At 74.9% G+C, this 14,535-nt stretch carries 15 protein-coding genes; 11 read left to right on the top strand and 4 right to left on the bottom strand.

The features are described from left to right. Positions 1 to 3: 3 nt before the first annotated feature. Complete coding sequence (locus tag QSK22_RS02675) at positions 4 to 744, bottom strand: GntR family transcriptional regulator (RefSeq protein ID WP_285492284.1); 741 nt, start codon at positions 742 to 744, stop codon at positions 4 to 6. Between the two features lie 344 nt (positions 745 to 1,088). Between QSK22_RS02675 and nagA the strand changes: the two genes are divergently transcribed. Genes nagA through ptsP form a run of 7 tightly spaced genes read left to right on the top strand, consistent with a single transcriptional unit; the run spans position 1,089 to position 6,804 of the window. Further along, positions 1,089 to 2,270 carry an N-acetylglucosamine-6-phosphate deacetylase gene (nagA, locus tag QSK22_RS02670; protein ID WP_285492283.1) on the top strand — a complete coding sequence of 394 codons (1,182 nt, stop codon included), beginning with the start codon at positions 1,089 to 1,091 and terminating at the stop codon, positions 2,268 to 2,270. Next, on the top strand, positions 2,267 to 3,310 hold the full coding sequence (locus QSK22_RS02665) for an SIS domain-containing protein (protein WP_285492282.1): 1,044 nt from the start codon (positions 2,267 to 2,269) through the stop codon (positions 3,308 to 3,310). Before nagA ends, QSK22_RS02665 begins: the two co-directional genes overlap by 4 nt. Before the next feature lie 55 nt (positions 3,311 to 3,365). Beyond that, positions 3,366 to 3,599 (top strand): PTS sugar transporter subunit IIB, encoded by a 234-nt coding sequence (locus tag QSK22_RS02660; protein WP_285492281.1) that lies wholly within the window; start codon positions 3,366 to 3,368, stop codon positions 3,597 to 3,599. A gap of 20 nt (positions 3,600 to 3,619) precedes the next feature. After that, positions 3,620 to 4,069 carry a PTS sugar transporter subunit IIA gene (locus tag QSK22_RS02655; RefSeq protein ID WP_285492280.1) on the top strand — a complete coding sequence of 150 codons (450 nt, stop codon included), beginning with the start codon at positions 3,620 to 3,622 and terminating at the stop codon, positions 4,067 to 4,069. Beyond that, positions 4,060 to 4,821, top strand: coding sequence for an HAD family hydrolase (locus tag QSK22_RS02650; RefSeq protein WP_285492279.1), 762 nt, complete (start codon positions 4,060 to 4,062; stop codon positions 4,819 to 4,821). Before QSK22_RS02655 ends, QSK22_RS02650 begins: the two co-directional genes overlap by 10 nt. 2 nt (positions 4,822 to 4,823) lie before the next feature. Then, a complete protein-coding gene (locus QSK22_RS02645) occupies positions 4,824 to 5,096 on the top strand; it encodes an HPr family phosphocarrier protein (protein ID WP_285492278.1) in 273 nt (90 codons plus the stop codon). Positions 5,097 to 5,118: 22 nt separating this feature from the next. Beyond that, the gene (gene ptsP, locus QSK22_RS02640) at positions 5,119 to 6,804 is read left to right on the top strand and encodes a phosphoenolpyruvate--protein phosphotransferase (RefSeq protein WP_285492390.1); all 1,686 of its coding nucleotides are present in this window, start codon (positions 5,119 to 5,121) and stop codon (positions 6,802 to 6,804) included. Positions 6,805 to 6,877: 73 nt separating this feature from the next. Here the strand turns inward: ptsP and QSK22_RS02635 are convergent, their stop codons facing one another. Together QSK22_RS02635 and QSK22_RS02630 are read right to left on the bottom strand one after the other, a co-directional pair. Continuing rightward, the gene (locus QSK22_RS02635) at positions 6,878 to 8,557 is read right to left on the bottom strand and encodes a glycoside hydrolase family 3 protein (protein WP_285492277.1); all 1,680 of its coding nucleotides are present in this window, start codon (positions 8,555 to 8,557) and stop codon (positions 6,878 to 6,880) included. A gap of 550 nt (positions 8,558 to 9,107) precedes the next feature. Beyond that, a complete protein-coding gene (locus QSK22_RS02630) occupies positions 9,108 to 10,250 on the bottom strand; it encodes an N-acetylglucosamine kinase (protein ID WP_285492276.1) in 1,143 nt (380 codons plus the stop codon). Positions 10,251 to 10,338: 88 nt separating this feature from the next. Between QSK22_RS02630 and QSK22_RS02625 the strand changes: the two genes are divergently transcribed. Together QSK22_RS02625 and QSK22_RS02620 are read left to right on the top strand one after the other, a co-directional pair. Further along, entirely contained in the window at positions 10,339 to 11,313 is a 975-nt protein-coding gene (locus QSK22_RS02625; protein WP_285492275.1) for a MurR/RpiR family transcriptional regulator, read from the top strand. Next, positions 11,310 to 12,206 (top strand): N-acetylmuramic acid 6-phosphate etherase, encoded by an 897-nt coding sequence (locus tag QSK22_RS02620; protein ID WP_285492274.1) that lies wholly within the window; start codon positions 11,310 to 11,312, stop codon positions 12,204 to 12,206. Before QSK22_RS02625 ends, QSK22_RS02620 begins: the two co-directional genes overlap by 4 nt. Positions 12,207 to 12,479: 273 nt before the next feature. Here QSK22_RS02620 and QSK22_RS02615 read toward each other — a convergent pair whose 3' ends face one another. Further along, on the bottom strand, positions 12,480 to 13,109 hold the full coding sequence (locus QSK22_RS02615) for a LysE family translocator (protein WP_285492273.1): 630 nt from the start codon (positions 13,107 to 13,109) through the stop codon (positions 12,480 to 12,482). A gap of 64 nt (positions 13,110 to 13,173) precedes the next feature. On the opposite strand from QSK22_RS02615, the gene QSK22_RS02610 reads away from it, so the two are divergent. Then, on the top strand, positions 13,174 to 13,812 hold the full coding sequence (locus QSK22_RS02610) for an HAD family hydrolase (protein WP_285492272.1): 639 nt from the start codon (positions 13,174 to 13,176) through the stop codon (positions 13,810 to 13,812). A gap of 167 nt (positions 13,813 to 13,979) precedes the next feature. Further along, a complete protein-coding gene (locus tag QSK22_RS02605) occupies positions 13,980 to 14,492 on the top strand; it encodes a DUF6912 family protein (RefSeq protein ID WP_285492271.1) in 513 nt (170 codons plus the stop codon). Positions 14,493 to 14,535 lie beyond the last annotated feature (43 nt).

Below are 14,535 nucleotides of genomic sequence, written 5' to 3'. Positions count from 1 at the left end.
GTGCTACGTGCGCGATGGCGGGTTTCCGAGGGAGGTGCGGATCTGGTAGCGGTCGGCCCGGTAGGTGGACACGCCCAGTTCCGCGCACACCCCACCGGTGTAGGAGCGTCGCCGCAGGAGCAGGACGGCGCTGCCGCGGGGAATCTGCAGGTGACGGGCCTCCGTGGCGTCGGCCACGGCGGCGTCGATGGTCTGGTCTCCGGCGTCGAACACCACGCCGTAGACCGCCTCCAGGACGCCGTACAGGGAGCGGTCGGCCAGCCGCCGGTCGAGCAGGTCGGGGGCGAGTGAGGCCAGGATGTGCGCCCGCTCCAGCGCCATGGGCTGCCCGTCGGCGGTGCGCAGCCGTTCGATGACGTGGATTTCGGTGCCGGGTTCGACGTCGAACTGGCGGGCCAGGTGGGCGTCGGCGGCGATGGTGCGCCGGTCGAGGTCGATCGCGCCCGGCCGCATCCCGCGGGCCAGCATGTCCTCGGTGAAGGAGACCAGCCGCAGCGGCATCTCGATCTTGGGGCGGGCGACGAAGGTGCCCTTGCCCGGCACCCGGTAGAGCCGACCCTCGGAGACGAGCTGGTCGACGCCCTGCCGGACGGTCATCCGGGACAGTCCGTACCGGACGCACAGCTCGCGCTCGGACGGGATCGGCGCGTCCACCGGCAGCTCCGCCGACTCGATCAGGTCGAGGAGGATCGCCCGGAGCTGGAAGTACTTCGGGACGGGACTGTGCGGGTCGATGGTTGTCACGTGGTCGTCGTCCTCGGGCCGGGGCCGGATACCTAAGGTACGTACTGGTCTAGGCCGGACTAGACCACATCGGGAAACGTCGTGTCAATGCACAGATGGATAACGGCTCCATTAAGCCGGAACATTGCGAAACCGCAGGTCAGCCGCCTCATCGGCGGTAGCCGGGCGGTTTGCGGCGAGACGGTCCGGCGCACCGGCCCGCCCGGAGGCGGCTGTCCGGTCCCGTCACAGGAGACTTGCCCCCGGGATCTTCGCTCTGTCCGCTTTTAGGGGTATGGTGACGACTGGTCTAGTCCGGACTAGACCAGTCCAGAGCGCCGTCACCTCCGCCCGGAGAGACCCCCATGGCAGCACTGCTCCTCGCCGCGAAGAACGTGGTCGCCGTCCCCGACGGCGACGGTCCCACCCGCCTGCTGTCCCCGGGATTCGTCCGCGTGGCGGACGGCGTGGTCACCGAGGTCGGCGAGGGTGCCCCGCCCGCACCGCCGGACGTGGACCTGCCGGCCGGGACGCTCGCCCCCGGCCTGGTCGATCTGCAGGTGAACGGCTACTTCGGCCACGACCTGGCGGACGCGGACGAGGCCGGCTGGCACGAGATCGTCCGGCGGCTCCCCGAGACGGGCGTCACCGCGTTCCTGCCCACCTTCATCACCGCGCCCGTCGCCACCCAGGCCGCGGCGCTGCGCCGCACCCGCGACCTGCTGCCCGCACTTCCCGACGGGGCCCGCGTGCTGGGCGTCCACCTCGAAGGGCCGTTCCTGTCGGCCAAGCGCAAGGGCGCCCACAACGCCGACTGGCTCACCGACCCCACGCCCGAAGCGGTCGCGGCCCTCCTGGAGACCGGCCTGGTCAAACTGGTCACCCTCGCGCCCGAACGAGACGGCGCCATCGAGGCGATCGGAACGCTCGTCGAGCACGGAGTGCTGGTCAGCGTCGGGCACAGCGACGCGACCGCCGAGCAGGTCGCCCGGGCCGCCGACGCGGGCGCCCGCAAGGTCACCCACATCTTCAACGCCCAGAGCGGCGTCCACCACCGCCAGCCCGGCGTCGCCGCGCAGGCGCTGGCCGACCCGCGGCTGCACCCCGGCCTGATCCTCGACCTGCACCACGTGTCGGACGTCGCGGCCCGCGTGGTGTTCGCGGCCGCCGCCGGGCGGGTCGTGCTCGTCACTGACGCCGCGTCCGCCGCGGGCATGCCGCCCGGCTCCTACGACCTGGGCGGCGAGCCCATCGAGCTGCCCGCCGAGGGGCCGCCGCTGCGCGCCGACGGCACGATCGCCGGGTCCGCGCTGCGGCTGGACGCCGCGGTCGGCAACGCCGTCGCCCTCGGCGTCGACCCGGTCACCGCGATCGACGCCGCCACCCGCGTCCCGGCCGACCTGATCGGCCGCCCCGACCTCGGCCGCATCGCACCCGGCGCGGCCGCCGACCTGGTGTGGCTCGGCCCCGACCACCGGGCGCGTGCCACCTGGGTCGCAGGGCACATCGTTCACCAGGGCGGCAACCTGTTCCAGGGGGGTTCATGACCACCAGCCGCATGCGGGCCGAGATCGGCGACCAGCCGGCCGCCCTGGCCCGCACCGTCGAGGCGCTGCTGCCGCGCGTGCCCGACATCGGGCAGCTGGCCCGCGGCACCCGCCAGGTGCTGTTCATCGCGCGCGGGTCGTCCGACAACGCCGCGGTGTACGGCCGGTACCTGGTGGAGTCGCACACCGGACGGCTCGCCACGCTCGCCGCGCCGTCCATCGCCACCGCCTACCGCAGCCGCCTCGACCTGTCCGGCGTGCTGGCCGTGGCGATCAGCCAGTCCGGCAAGACCGAGGAGATCGTCGAGACGCTGGAATGGGCGGCGTCCTGCGGCGCCCGCACCGTCGCGGTCACCAACGGCGCCGCGTCCCCGCTGGCCGAGACCGCCGAGGTCGCGCTGGTCACCGAGGCCGGGGACGAGCTCGCCGTCCCGGCCACCAAGACCTACACCACCCAGCTGGCCGCGCTGGCGGTGCTGGCGCTGGGCCTCGGCGCCGAGGTCGACCGGGCCGACCTGCGCCGGGTGCCGGACGAGGTGGCGCGGCTCATCGCCGTGACCGAGGCGGCCGAGGCGCTGCCCGCGATCGTCGCGGAGCTGGCCGAGGTGCAGGGCGCGGTGGTCTCCGGCCGCGGCATCGCGTTCGGCACCGCCCTGGAACTGGCGTTGAAGATCAAGGAGGCGTGCTATCTGCACGCCATGGGCCTGTCGTACGCCGACCTGCTGCACGGCCCGATCGCGGTGGTGGACGACCGCACGCCCGCCCTGCTGGTCGCCGCCGGTTCCGGGCCGACCCTGGCCGGCACGGTGGCGCTGGCCCGGCGGGTGCGCGGAGCGGGCGCCCGGGCGTACGGCATCGGCGGCGGGGACGGGCTGGCCGCCGCGTGCTCGCGCGCGCTGCCCGGCCCCGACCTGCCCGAATGGGTCGCGCCGCTGGGGCTTATCGTGCCGGGGCAGCTGCTGGTGGAGGCGCTGGCGCGGGCGCTCGGCGTCGACCCCGACGTGCCCCGCGGGCTCAACAAGGTCACCCAGACCGACTAGCGGACTTACCGGGTCCGCCGGGTTTCCCCGGGATCATCAGGAAAGGGACGAGCGGATGGACAAGGCCGAGGCCATCATCGCCGCGCTGGGCGGCGCCGACAACATCGACGAGATCGAACCGTGCGCCACCCGGCTGCGCACCGTCGTCTCGGACGCGGATCTGGTGAACGAGGCCGGGCTGAAGGCCGCGGGCGCGTTCGGCGTGATGCGCAGCGGAAACGTCGTGCAGGTGGTGGTCGGGCCGGACGCCGACACCATCGCCAGCGACATCGAAGACCTGCTGGACTGAAGGGCCTGGGGAGCCACGCGATGACGCGAGTTCTGTCACCGGTCGCCGGGCAGGTCGTCGGCCTGGCCGGAGTGCCCGACCCGGTGTTCGCGCAGGCCATGGTCGGCCCGGGCACCGCGGTCGATCCCGAGCGCGCGCCCGGCCAGGCCATCGCCCCGGTGACCGGCACGATCGTCAAGCTGCACCCGCACGCCTTCGTCGTGGTCGACGACGAGGGCCACGGCGTGCTGGTGCACCTGGGCGTGGACACCGTCCAGCTCAAGGGCGAGGGCTTCGAGCTGCTGGCCGCCGAGGGCGACGCGGTCGAGGCGGGGCAGCCGGTGGTGGGCTGGAACCCCGCCGCGATCGAGGCGGGCGGCCGGTCGCCGGTGTGCGCGGTGGTGGCGCTGGACGCCCCCGCCGACGCGCTGTCCGACGTCAAGGAGTCCGGAGCCGTCGAAAAGGGGGCCGAGCTGTACACATGGCGCTGAGCGAGCACGAGCCGCCCGGTGCCGGGGGACGCCGCGGCAGCCCGGCGGAGCTTCCGCTGCGGGCCGCGGTGTTCGACCTTGACGGCACCCTGGTCGACACCGAGCCGCGCAACCGCGCCATGTGGCGGCGGCTGTTCCAGACGCACGGCGTCCCGCACGACGAGGCGCTGATCGCCTCGTTCGCGGGGCGGCGCGGCGTCGAGGTGCTGGCCGAGCTGGCGCACCTGTTCCCCGGCCGCGCCGTCGACGAGCTGTTCGCGCAGGTGGTGTCGTACGGCGCCGCACCGGACATGCCGCCGGTGGCGCCGGTGCCGGGCGCGGTCGAGCTGGTGCGGGCGCTGCACGGGGCGGGCGTGCCGGTGGCGGTGGTGACCTCCGCGCAGCGCCCCTACGCCGAGGCCCTGCTGGACGGCCTCGGCATCCTGGAACTCCCGGCGGCGACCGTGACCGCCGGGGACGTGACCGCCGGAAAACCGGACCCGGAGGGCTACCTGGCCGCGGCCGGGACGCTCGGCGTGCCGCCCGCCGACGCGGTGGCCTTCGAGGACGCCCCGGCGGGGGTGGCCGCGGTGAAGGCCGCGGGCATGACGTGCGTCGGCGTGACGACCACCCAGCCGGCGCGGGCCCTGGACGGGGCCGACCATCTGGTGGCGAACCTGAAGGAAGTGGAGCTCTCGCCGGGACCCGTGCTGCGGGTGTTCGGGGGCCGACCGCGCCGGGAACCACCCGGGCGCGGCGAGGATGAGGAGTAGCTGTGAGCCAGCGCAACGTCAAGATCGAGGCGAAGGTGGGGCTGCACGCGCGCCCGGCCGCGCTGTTCGTGCAGATCGCGGCCAAGGCCGATTTCGACGTGACCGTGGCCAAGCCGGGCGGCGAGCCGGTGAACGCCAAGAGCATCCTGGCGGTGCTGGGCCTGGACGCCCGGCACGGCGAGGAGGTCGTCATCCGCGCCGAGGGCGAGGGCGCCGAGGAGCTGCTCGACAAGCTGGAGGCCCTGCTCAAGCAGCCGGAGCCGGAAAGTGCCTGATCAGGAGGCGCCCGCGGCCCGCATGCTGCGCGGCGCGGGCGTCAGCCCCGGTGTCGGCGCCGGCCCGGTGCGGGTGGTCGCGGGCGCCGTGCCCGAGCCGCCCGCCGGGGCGCGGCACGGCGGCGACGCCGAGGCCGAGCGCGCGGCCGCCCTGGCCGCCCTCGAAGCGGTCGCCGCGGACCTGGAGGCGCGGGCCGCCCGCGCGGCCGATGTCGGCAACACCGACGGCCGCGACGTGCTGAACGCGCAGGCGCTGATGGCCCGCGACCCGGGCCTGGCCGACGCCGTCGCCGCCAAGATCGGTGACGGAACGGCGGCGGCGCGCGCGGTGTTCGAGGCGTTCGGCACCTACCGCGAGCTGCTCGCCGGGGCCGGGGAGTACCTGGCCGCGCGGGTCGCCGACCTGGACGACATCCGCGACCGCGCCGTCGCCCGGCTGCTGGGCGTCCCCATGCCGGGCGTGCCGGAGTCCGACGAGCCGTTCGTGCTGGTGGCGCGGGATCTGGCGCCCGCCGACACGGCCGTGCTCGATCCGGCCATGGTCGTGGCGTTCGTGACCCTGGAGGGCGGCCCGACCAGCCACACCGCGATCCTGGCCCGCACCATGGGCGTCCCGGCCGTGGTGGCGTGCCCGGGCTGCACCGAGATCGCCGAGGGCACGCGGGTGCTGGTGGACGGCGCCGCCGGAACGGTCCGCATCGACCCGTCCGACGAACAGGTGCGGGCCGCCCGCGACGCCGTGGCGGCGCGCGCCGCGATCCTCGAATCGGCGACCGGGCCGGGTGCCACCAAGGACGGGCATGCCGTGCCGCTGCTGGCCAACGTCGGCGGCCCGCAGGACGTGGCGGCCGCCGTCGCCAACGGCGCCGAGGGCGTCGGGCTCTACCGCACCGAGTTCCTGTTCCTCGACCGGGCCGCGCCGCCGTCGGCCGCCGAGCAGGAGGACGCCTACCGCAAGGTCCTGGAGGCGTTCCCCAAGGGCAAGGTGGTGGTGCGCACCCTGGACGCCGGGGCCGACAAGCCGCTGGCGTTCCTGCCGCCGCCCGGCGAGGAGCCGAACCCGGCGCTCGGCGAGCGGGGCCTGCGCATGCTGCGCGGCCATCCGGACGTGCTGGCCGAGCAGCTCGGCGCCCTGGCCCGCGCCGCCGCCGGGAGCACCGCCCGGCTCGAGGTGATGGCGCCGATGGTGACCGACGCCGAGGAGGCGGCGTTCTTCGCCCAGGCGTGCCGGGACGCCGGAATCGACCACCCGGGGGTGATGATCGAGGTGCCGGCGGCGGCGCTGCGCGCCCGCGACCTGGCCGCCGAGGTGGAGTTCTTCAGCATCGGCACCAACGACCTCACCCAGTACGCCTGTGCCGCCGACCGCCAGCTCGGCGGGCTGGCGCACCTGCAGGACCCGTGGCAGCCCGCCGTGCTCGACCTGGTCGCGGTCGCCGCGCAGGCCGCCGCCGACGCCGGCCGGCCGTGCGGGGTCTGCGGCGAGGCCGGGGGCGATCCGGCGCTGGCGTGCGTGCTGGTCGGGCTGGGGGTGACGTCGCTGTCGATGGGCGCGCCGTCGCTGCCGCTCGTCCGCGCCGCGCTGGCCCGGCACACCCTCGACCAGTGCCGCCGGGCCGCGGACGCGGCGCGCCGGGCGCGCACGGCGCAGCTCGCCCGCGAGTCTGCGCGCGCCCTGCTCCCCGGCCTGGCCGAGCTCGGCCTGTAGCGGGCTTTCGGCGAAAACGCCGGCCCGTCACCAGCGGTGGCGGGCCGGCGTTTCCCTGTCGCCGCAGGCCGGGTCAGGCGGGGCGGTAGGACAGGCCGTGGCCGATGGGCTTGCCTCCCGCCTTCACCGGCAGCTTGCCGGACGGGTTGATCGCGCCCGTCAGCACTTCGGCGAGCGCCTGCACCGACACCGTCGCCGACGAGTAGGTGGCCAGCGTGGCGGACGCCTGCTGGGCGGAGTCCAGGTCGTAGGGGCGTCCCAGCGCGGCCACCACGACCGGCTTGGGACGCAGCGCCCGCACCCGGGCGGCGGTGGCGGCCCCGGCGTCGACGGTGGTCAGCACCGCGACGTCGGCGGCCTGCGGCGTGGCAGCCACCTGCACGCCCTGGCGGCGCAGCGCCGCGGCCAGCGCGGCGCTCCTGGGGCCGGTGACGTGAACGGTCTTGCCCTTCAGCGGCAGCAGCCCCCGGTCGTTGCGGACGAGCGTGACCGAGTGTTCGGCGACCTGCCGCGCCACGGCCCGGTTGGCCGCCGTGCGGACCGAGGCGTCCGCGCGCGCCGCGTCGGTGTCGGCGTGCTGGAACAGCCCGCGCTGCTCCTTCATCCGCAGGATGCGGGTGACGGCCTCGTCCAGCCGCTTGCGGGAGATCTGCCCGCTGCGCACGGCGGCCAGCACCGCGTTGTAGGCCGTCGGCAGGCTGGGCGGCATGAGCAGCTGGTCGGCGCCGGCGTTGACCGCGCGCACGGCGGTGACGCCCGGCGAGTACCGCACCTTGGCGCCCTGCATCTGCAGCGAGTCGGTGACGATGACGCCGCGGAAGCCGAGGGAGCCGCGCAGCAGCCCGGTCAGCACCGTGCGCGACAGCGTGGCCGGGTCGCCGGACCGGTCCAGGCCCGGCACCACGATGTGCGCCGACATGACGGCGTCCGCCCCGGCCGACACCGCGGCGCGGAACGGCGGCGCGTCCAGCCGCTCCCACTGCGCGCGCGTGTGCCTGATCACGGGCAGGCCGGTGTGGCTGTCGGTGGCGGTGTCGCCGTGCCCGGGGAAGTGCTTGGCCGTGGCGGCGACGCCCGCCGACTGGTAGCCCGCGACCGCCGCGCCCAGCATCCGCGACACCAGTGCGGGATCGGCGCCGAACGACCGCACGCCGATCACCGGGTTGGCCGGGTTGACGTTGACGTCGGCGACCGGCGCGAAGTTCTGGTTGATGCCCACCGCGCGCAGCTCGGACCCGGTGACCCGGGCCGCGGCCTGCGCGTCGGCCGGGCGGCCGGTCGCGCCGAGCGCCATGTTGCCGGGGAAGCGGGTGAGGAACGACGCGCGCGACACCTTGCCCTGCTCCTCGTCCACGGCGAGCAGCAGCGGGACCTTGGAGGTCTCCTGCAGCGAGTTGGCCAGCTCGGCGGTCGCGCGCGGCGAGCGCAGGTTGGCGGGGAAGAAGATCAGGCCGCCGACGTGGTACTGCTTGATCATCGTCTTGGCGGTGGCGGCGTCGGGGAAGGCGGGGACGAACAGCTGCCCCACCTTCTCGCGGACGCCCATCGAGGCGACGTACTGGGGGATCCAGGCGCCCGCGGTCTGGCGCGGGGCCTGGGACGCGGCGGCCCCGGAAGACCGGCCCGCCCCCGCGGTCTTGGTCGCGGCCGGTTCGTCCTTGTCTTCGGAGTCGCCGCCACCGCAGCCGGCCAGCGACGCGCCGAGCGCCGTCGCGACCGCCGTGACGAGTGCGAGTGAACGTGAAGCACGCACTGGACCAGGCCCCCCGACGTGGTCTGTCGATTCCGCTTCGTGATCGATCCTGGCGACCGTAACCCGCGTCCGGGGCCGTGTCGACCCGCCGCCGGTCAACGATCTTTTCTGCTGCCGTTGCCGTCCGGCCCGCGCCGGACGCCGCCGCCCGGCCGCGCCGGCGCTTCGAGGGTATGCGCGGCGGCGGTCAGGTCGCGTCCACGCGGCCTTCGGCGCGTCTGCAGCCCGCTTTCAGGGCAGCGTCGGGCCAGGGCATGGCCGTGGTCGCGTTGCGCGTGGCGTCGGGGGAGAGCGCTCGGCGCGGCGATCGGCCGGATAGAACCGGCGCGGCGCGCTCGTTTCGGGATTCATCAGGTGGCGCGTCGCGGCCGGAGCGGATCGCTCAGCCGGCGGGCGCTTCGCCGGTCTCAGCGCGAAGTGGCGCAGATGACGCGGGATTGTGTGGCACTCGGGTGCTCGCGGGGCTCATGGGCTCCCGCGGTCCGCAAGAGGAGCGGAAGAGTTCGGCGGGACGGGGAACGGCTGTCGGACGGACGGGACGGCCGGCGGATCAGCCGGGTTGCGGCGGCGGCAGCGGGAAGCCGAGGCGGCGCAGGGCCAGCCCGGCCGCCCCGACGGCAGCGTCACCCGCGCTGCGCGGGTCGGCCGCGAAGCGGGCGCGCAGCCCGGCCCGCACGGCGTCGGCGACGGGACCGTTGCGCAGCACCGATCCGTGCATCACGACCGGCGCGCACGGGTCCGGCAGGGCCGGGCGCACCGCGTCCACATCGCGCAGCAGCCATTCGGCGGCCTCCCGGGTGATGCGCCGGGCCACCGGGTCGCCCGCGTCCGCCGCCGCGGCGACGACCGGCCCGAGCCGGCCGAGGGCCGCGACCGGGCGGCCGTAGACCTCCTTGATGATGGCCTGGGCGAGCTGCGGGTTCGGCGCGCACTCGGGCGGCGCGCTGGCGGGTCCCGCCCGGTCCGGGTCCGGCGGTTCGGCCCCGCCGGGCGGCCGGCCGAACGCGGTGTCGTCCAGCACCGCGGTGCCCGACCGGCGGCCGTGCCCCGGCGCACCGGAGGACGGCGCGCCGGCCAGGGCCAGCGTCCGCCGCCGCGGCGCCCGCCGCGGGGCGGCCGCGCTCAGCTCGGCGACCACCGCCGCCCCGAGCAGCGCCCGGGGCACCGATTCGGTCAGCAGGGTGGGGGAGCCGCGGCCGTCGAAGGCGGCCAGCGCCGCCCGGACCGCCTCCTTGCCCAGCCACACCGCCGAGCCCTCGTCGCCGACCAGCCAGCCGTAGCCGTCGGCGCGCTGCACGATCGCGCCGTCGCTGATCACCGCGGCGCCGGCGCCGGTGCCGGAGAACACCACGATGCCCTTGGACGCGTCGGTCCCGGCGGCGAACGCCACCGCGATGTCCGTCACGACGGCGGGCGCTCCGCGCAGCCCGACCGCCTGCCATGCCCGCCGCGCCGCCGTGACGGCGGCGGGACGGCCCGCCGATCCAGCGCCGGCGATCCCGAAAACGCCGGAGAGGATCAAAGAACGGTCCACGGTGCCCAGTGCCTCCTGCAGGGCCGTGGTGAGCGCCCCCGCGGTGTCGCCCCCGGAGTTGGGGTTGGCCCCAGGGCCCATTCCCACTCCGGCGATTGCTCCCCCGAGCGTGAGAACGACACAGCGGGTTTTCGTGCCACCCGCGTCAATACCGATCACGTATGGACCGGCCAAATGGGTCAACACATGCCGACGGTAGCCCTTTCTACCGTTGACGTGACATCTGTCCAGTAAGAAAATTTCTTCCATGAGGAAACCCACCAGCCCAGAGGCGGGGGGTGCCGGAACCGCCGGCGCAACCCGTACCGACGCGGCACCACAGGAGACGCGGAAGGAGGCGACACCGCTCAGCACCGTCGTGCGGGTGCGCTCCCTGCTGCCCTCCCTGCCTCCCGCGGAGCGGCGTGTCGCGCAGCGCGTGATCGACGACCCGGAAGGCGTCGCCAACTCCACCATCACCGAACTCGCCCAGACCTGTGGCACCTCCGAGACCACTGTCATCAGGTTCTGCCGGGCGATCGGGTTTCATGGGTATCCAGAGCTCCGACTGACCCTGGCGACGGAGGCGGGCCGGGCGCAGAGCGCCACCGGAGGACGGGTCATCGGCAGCGACATCAGTCCCGACGACTCCCTTGAGCAGATCGTGGAGAAGGTGACCTTCGCCGACGCCAGGGCCGTGGAGGAGACCGCGGCGCAGCTCGACATCAAGATGCTCGAGCAGGTCGTCGACGCGATCGTCGCCGCCGACCGGGTGGACGTCTACGGGGTCGGCGCCAGCGCCTTCGTCGCCAAGGACTTCCAGCAGAAACTGCACCGCATCGGCCGCGTCTGCTACGCCTGGGCCGACGCCCACATCATGCTCACCAGCGCCGCGGTGCTGAAGCCGGGCGACGTGGCGATCGGCATCTCCCACTCCGGCGCGACGGTGGAGACCATCGACGCGCTGGAGGTCGCCAAGAACAGGGGGGCGACCACCGTGGCCCTGACCAACTTCCCCAAGTCCCCCATCACCGAGGTGGCGGATCTGGTGCTCACGACGGCGGCGCGTGAGACCACGTTCCGCTCGGGGGCGACCGCCAGCCGGCTGGCGCAGCTGACCGTGGTCGACTGCGTGTTCGTCGGCGTGGCGCAGCGAACCTACGGCACCACCCGCAAGGCCCTGGAGGCCACGTACGAGGCGGTCCGCGGCCGGACCGTACGACCCGACCGGAGGCGTCGGTGATCGACTGCGATCTGCCCACCGAGGGCCGCAACCCGCGGACCCTCGACGTCGACACCCTGCCCACCCTTGAGGTGCTCAGGCTGATCAACACCGAGGACGCCACGGTCCCCGTGGTCGTGGCGGCCGTCCTGCCCGAGATCGCCCGGCTGGTGGACGTGGCGGTCGAGTCGCTGCGCGCCGGCGGCCGGGTGCACTACTTCGGCGCCGGGACGTCGGGGCGGCTGGCCGCGCTCGACGCCGCCGAGCTGCCGCCCACGTTCGGCATCTGGGGCCGGGTGGTGGCGCACCACGCCGGCGGCCCCGGGGCGCTGGCGCAGGCGGTGTCCCATGTCGAGGACGACGACGAGCAGGGCGCCCGGGACGCCGCCGAGGTGGCCGCGGGCGACGTGGCGATCGGCATCGCGGCCAGCGGCCGCACCCCCTACGTGGTGGGCGCGCTGCGCGCGGCCACGGCCGCCGGGGCGCGCACCGCGCTGATCAGCTGCAACCCGCGCACGCCCTACGGCGACGAGGTGGAGATCCACATAGCCCTGGCCACCGGACCGGAGGTGATCAGCGGGTCCACCCGGATGAAGGCGGGCACCGCCACCAAGCTGGTGCTCAACTCCTTCTCCACCACGCTGATGGTCAGGCTGGGCCGCACCTACTCCAACCTGATGGTCAGCGTCAACGCGCTCAACGGCAAGCTGCGCGCCCGGCTGGTGCGCATCCTCATCGAGGCCACCGGCATGGACGCCCGCACCTGCGAGAAAGCGCTCGCCGAGGCGGGCGGTGACACCCGCGTGGCGCTGGTCTCGCTGCTCGGCGAGGTGCCCGCCGCGCGCGCGACGGCGGTGCTGGAGGAGGCCGACGGGGGAGTGCGCGAGGCGCTGCAGCGGCTGCGGTCCGCGTGACGGCGCGACCGCGGGAACAGACGACGGCGTGACACCCGCGGCCGTTCGCTCCGGTGCCGCCGCCGTGCGGCCGCATGGCCGCGTCCGGCGGGCACGGCATGGGGGGCCGGAGCGGTTCCGCGCACGCCGCGCCGCACGGGCCGGCGGCCGTGCGGTCGGCGTCGCGCGGCGACAGTTCATTCGGCGGGGTTCATCCGGCGCGGTTCATCCGGCGGGGTTCATCCGGCGGGGTTCATTCGGCAGGGTCTATTCGGCATCTATTCGGTTCAGGGTCTATTCGGTCGCGACGCGGACGCCCAGCCCGATCAGCGTGACGCCCAGCACCCGCTCCTGGATCCGGCGGAAACGCGGCGCCATCGCGATCCGGCGCACGCGTCCCAGGCCGAGCGCCCACAGGCCGAGCCCGGCCATGCTGAAGACGACGGCGATGGCGGCCAGGCCCAGCGCGACCGGCAGCGCCCGCGCCGGGTCGTCCGGCAGGAACTGCGGCAGCGCGGCCAGGAAGAACAGGGTCGCCTTGGGATTGGTGAGGTTGGTGAGCAGCCCGGCCGCGAACGCCCAGCGTTCCCCGCGGCCGGGCCGCCCGGCCGGCTCGGCGGGCGGCTGCTCGTCGGCGGATCCGCGGTGGCGGCGGGCGTCCCACAGCGCGCGCAGGCCGAGGAAGGCCAGCAGCGCGGCCCCGGTCAGTTTCACCGCCTCGAACGCGACGGCGCTGCGGGCCAGCAGCGTGGCCAGGCCGAGCGCGACGGCGGTGGCGTGCACCAGCAGGCCGAGCGCGCATCCGGCCGCGGTCAGCATCCCGGCGCGGGTGCCGCGCAGCAGGACGCTGCGGGTGACCACGGCCGTGTCCAGGCCCGGAGTCAGAGTGATCAGCAGGCAGAGTCCGAGATAGGCGGTCAGCATTCCGCAATGGTCCCCCACAGACCGGGCCTTCGCCCAGAATCGGTCATCACTTACGATCGGCGGCGTGACGACCGTCAAAGCTGTGATCACCGACTGGGGCGGCGTGCTGACCTCCCCTCTCGGCGAGGCGATCCGGGCGTGGCTGGCCGCTGACCGCATCGACGCGGACCGCTACCTGTCGGTGATGGGCGAATGGATCCGGCAGGCCTATGACGGCGACGGCCGCAACCCCGTCCACGGGCTGGAGGACGGCACGCTGGACCCGGCCGAGTTCGAGCGGATGCTGGCCGCCGAGCTGCTGACCGTGGACGGCGACCCGGTGCCCCACGAGGGCCTGATCTCCCGCATGTTCGCCGCGTTCACCCCGGTGGAGGCGATGTACGAGGCGCTGCGGGACGTCCGCGCGGCGGGCGTGCGCACCGCCCTGCTGTCCAACTCGTGGGGCAACGAATACCCGCGCGACCTGTTCGCCGAGCTGTTCGACGCGGTGGTCATCTCCTGCGAGGTGGGCATGCGCAAGCCGGACGAGCGGATCTTCCGGCACGCCGTCGACCTGCTCGGCCTCACCCCCGCCGAGTGCGTGTTCATCGACGACATCGACCACAACGTGCGCGCGGCCGAGGCCGTCGGCATGCTCGCCATCCACCACCGCGAGGCCGCCGAGACCCTCGGGGCCCTGCGCGATCTGGGCGTGCTGCGCTGAAACGTGCGCGCGGCCGAGGCCGTCGGCATGCTCGCCATCCACCACCGCGAGGCCGCCGAGACCCTCGGGGCCCTGCGCGATCTGGGCGTGCTGCGCTGAGCCCGGCCGGCTCCGGCGGCCCGGCGGTCTGACTGATCAGGGCGGATCTGGCAGACTGGCTGACCGTCATGCGCGTCTATGTGCCCGCCACCCTGTCCGGCCTGGCCCGCGTCCACGAGGCGCGGGAGATCGGGCCCGCCCCGCTGACCGCCTACGCGGTCACCCCCGCGCTGCGGGAGTGGTACGCGGGGGGCGACCAGGAGGAGCTGGAGTACGCGGCGATGACCGCCGCCGCACGCGCGTCCCTGCGGCTGCTCGCCGACGATCCCGGCGCGCCCCGGCGCCGGGTGGTGCTGGCGGCCGAGGTGCCCGAGCAGTCGGTGGAGCGCCCGCGCGGCGACGCCGCCGTCGGGGACGAGGGCTCCCGCGCCCGCGTGCTGGTCACCGCGCCGATCGCCTGGCGCAGGATCGCCTCGGGCCATGTGGACGCCGAGGACGCGGCCGCCGACGTGGGCGCCGCCGCGGCCGCCCTGGACGCCGCCGCGGCCGGCGACGAGGACGCTCGCTTCACCGTTGACGGCGCTGAAGGCCACGAACTGCTCTGGTACGCCACCCAGGAACTCGGCGACCTGCTGCCCTGACCCCCGTCCTGCGGTCACCGGCCCGTCGGCCCCGTTTCGCCCG

It is taken from the genome of Actinomadura sp. NBRC 104425 (assembly GCF_030269545.1).
Taxonomy (GTDB): domain Bacteria; phylum Actinomycetota; class Actinomycetes; order Streptosporangiales; family Streptosporangiaceae; genus Spirillospora; species Spirillospora keratinilytica.
This window is presented reverse-complemented; position numbering and strand designations above follow the sequence as displayed.

Excerpts from the sequence above, each read along its gene's own strand:
- nagA (WP_285492283.1), top strand. The coding sequence starts at position 1,089 with ATGGCAGCACTGCTCCTCGCCGCGAAGAACGTGGTCGCCGTCCCCGAC.
- QSK22_RS02665 (WP_285492282.1), top strand. The coding sequence starts at position 2,267 with ATGACCACCAGCCGCATGCGGGCCGAGATCGGCGACCAGCCGGCCGCC.
- QSK22_RS02660 (WP_285492281.1), top strand. The coding sequence starts at position 3,366 with ATGGACAAGGCCGAGGCCATCATCGCCGCGCTGGGCGGCGCCGACAAC.
- QSK22_RS02655 (WP_285492280.1), top strand. The coding sequence starts at position 3,620 with ATGACGCGAGTTCTGTCACCGGTCGCCGGGCAGGTCGTCGGCCTGGCC.
- QSK22_RS02650 (WP_285492279.1), top strand. The coding sequence starts at position 4,060 with ATGGCGCTGAGCGAGCACGAGCCGCCCGGTGCCGGGGGACGCCGCGGC.
- ptsP (WP_285492390.1), top strand. The coding sequence starts at position 5,119 with ATGCTGCGCGGCGCGGGCGTCAGCCCCGGTGTCGGCGCCGGCCCGGTG.
- QSK22_RS02625 (WP_285492275.1), top strand. The coding sequence starts at position 10,339 with ATGAGGAAACCCACCAGCCCAGAGGCGGGGGGTGCCGGAACCGCCGGC.
- QSK22_RS02615 (WP_285492273.1), bottom strand. The coding sequence starts at position 13,109 with ATGCTGACCGCCTATCTCGGACTCTGCCTGCTGATCACTCTGACTCCG.
- QSK22_RS02605 (WP_285492271.1), top strand. The coding sequence starts at position 13,980 with ATGCGCGTCTATGTGCCCGCCACCCTGTCCGGCCTGGCCCGCGTCCAC.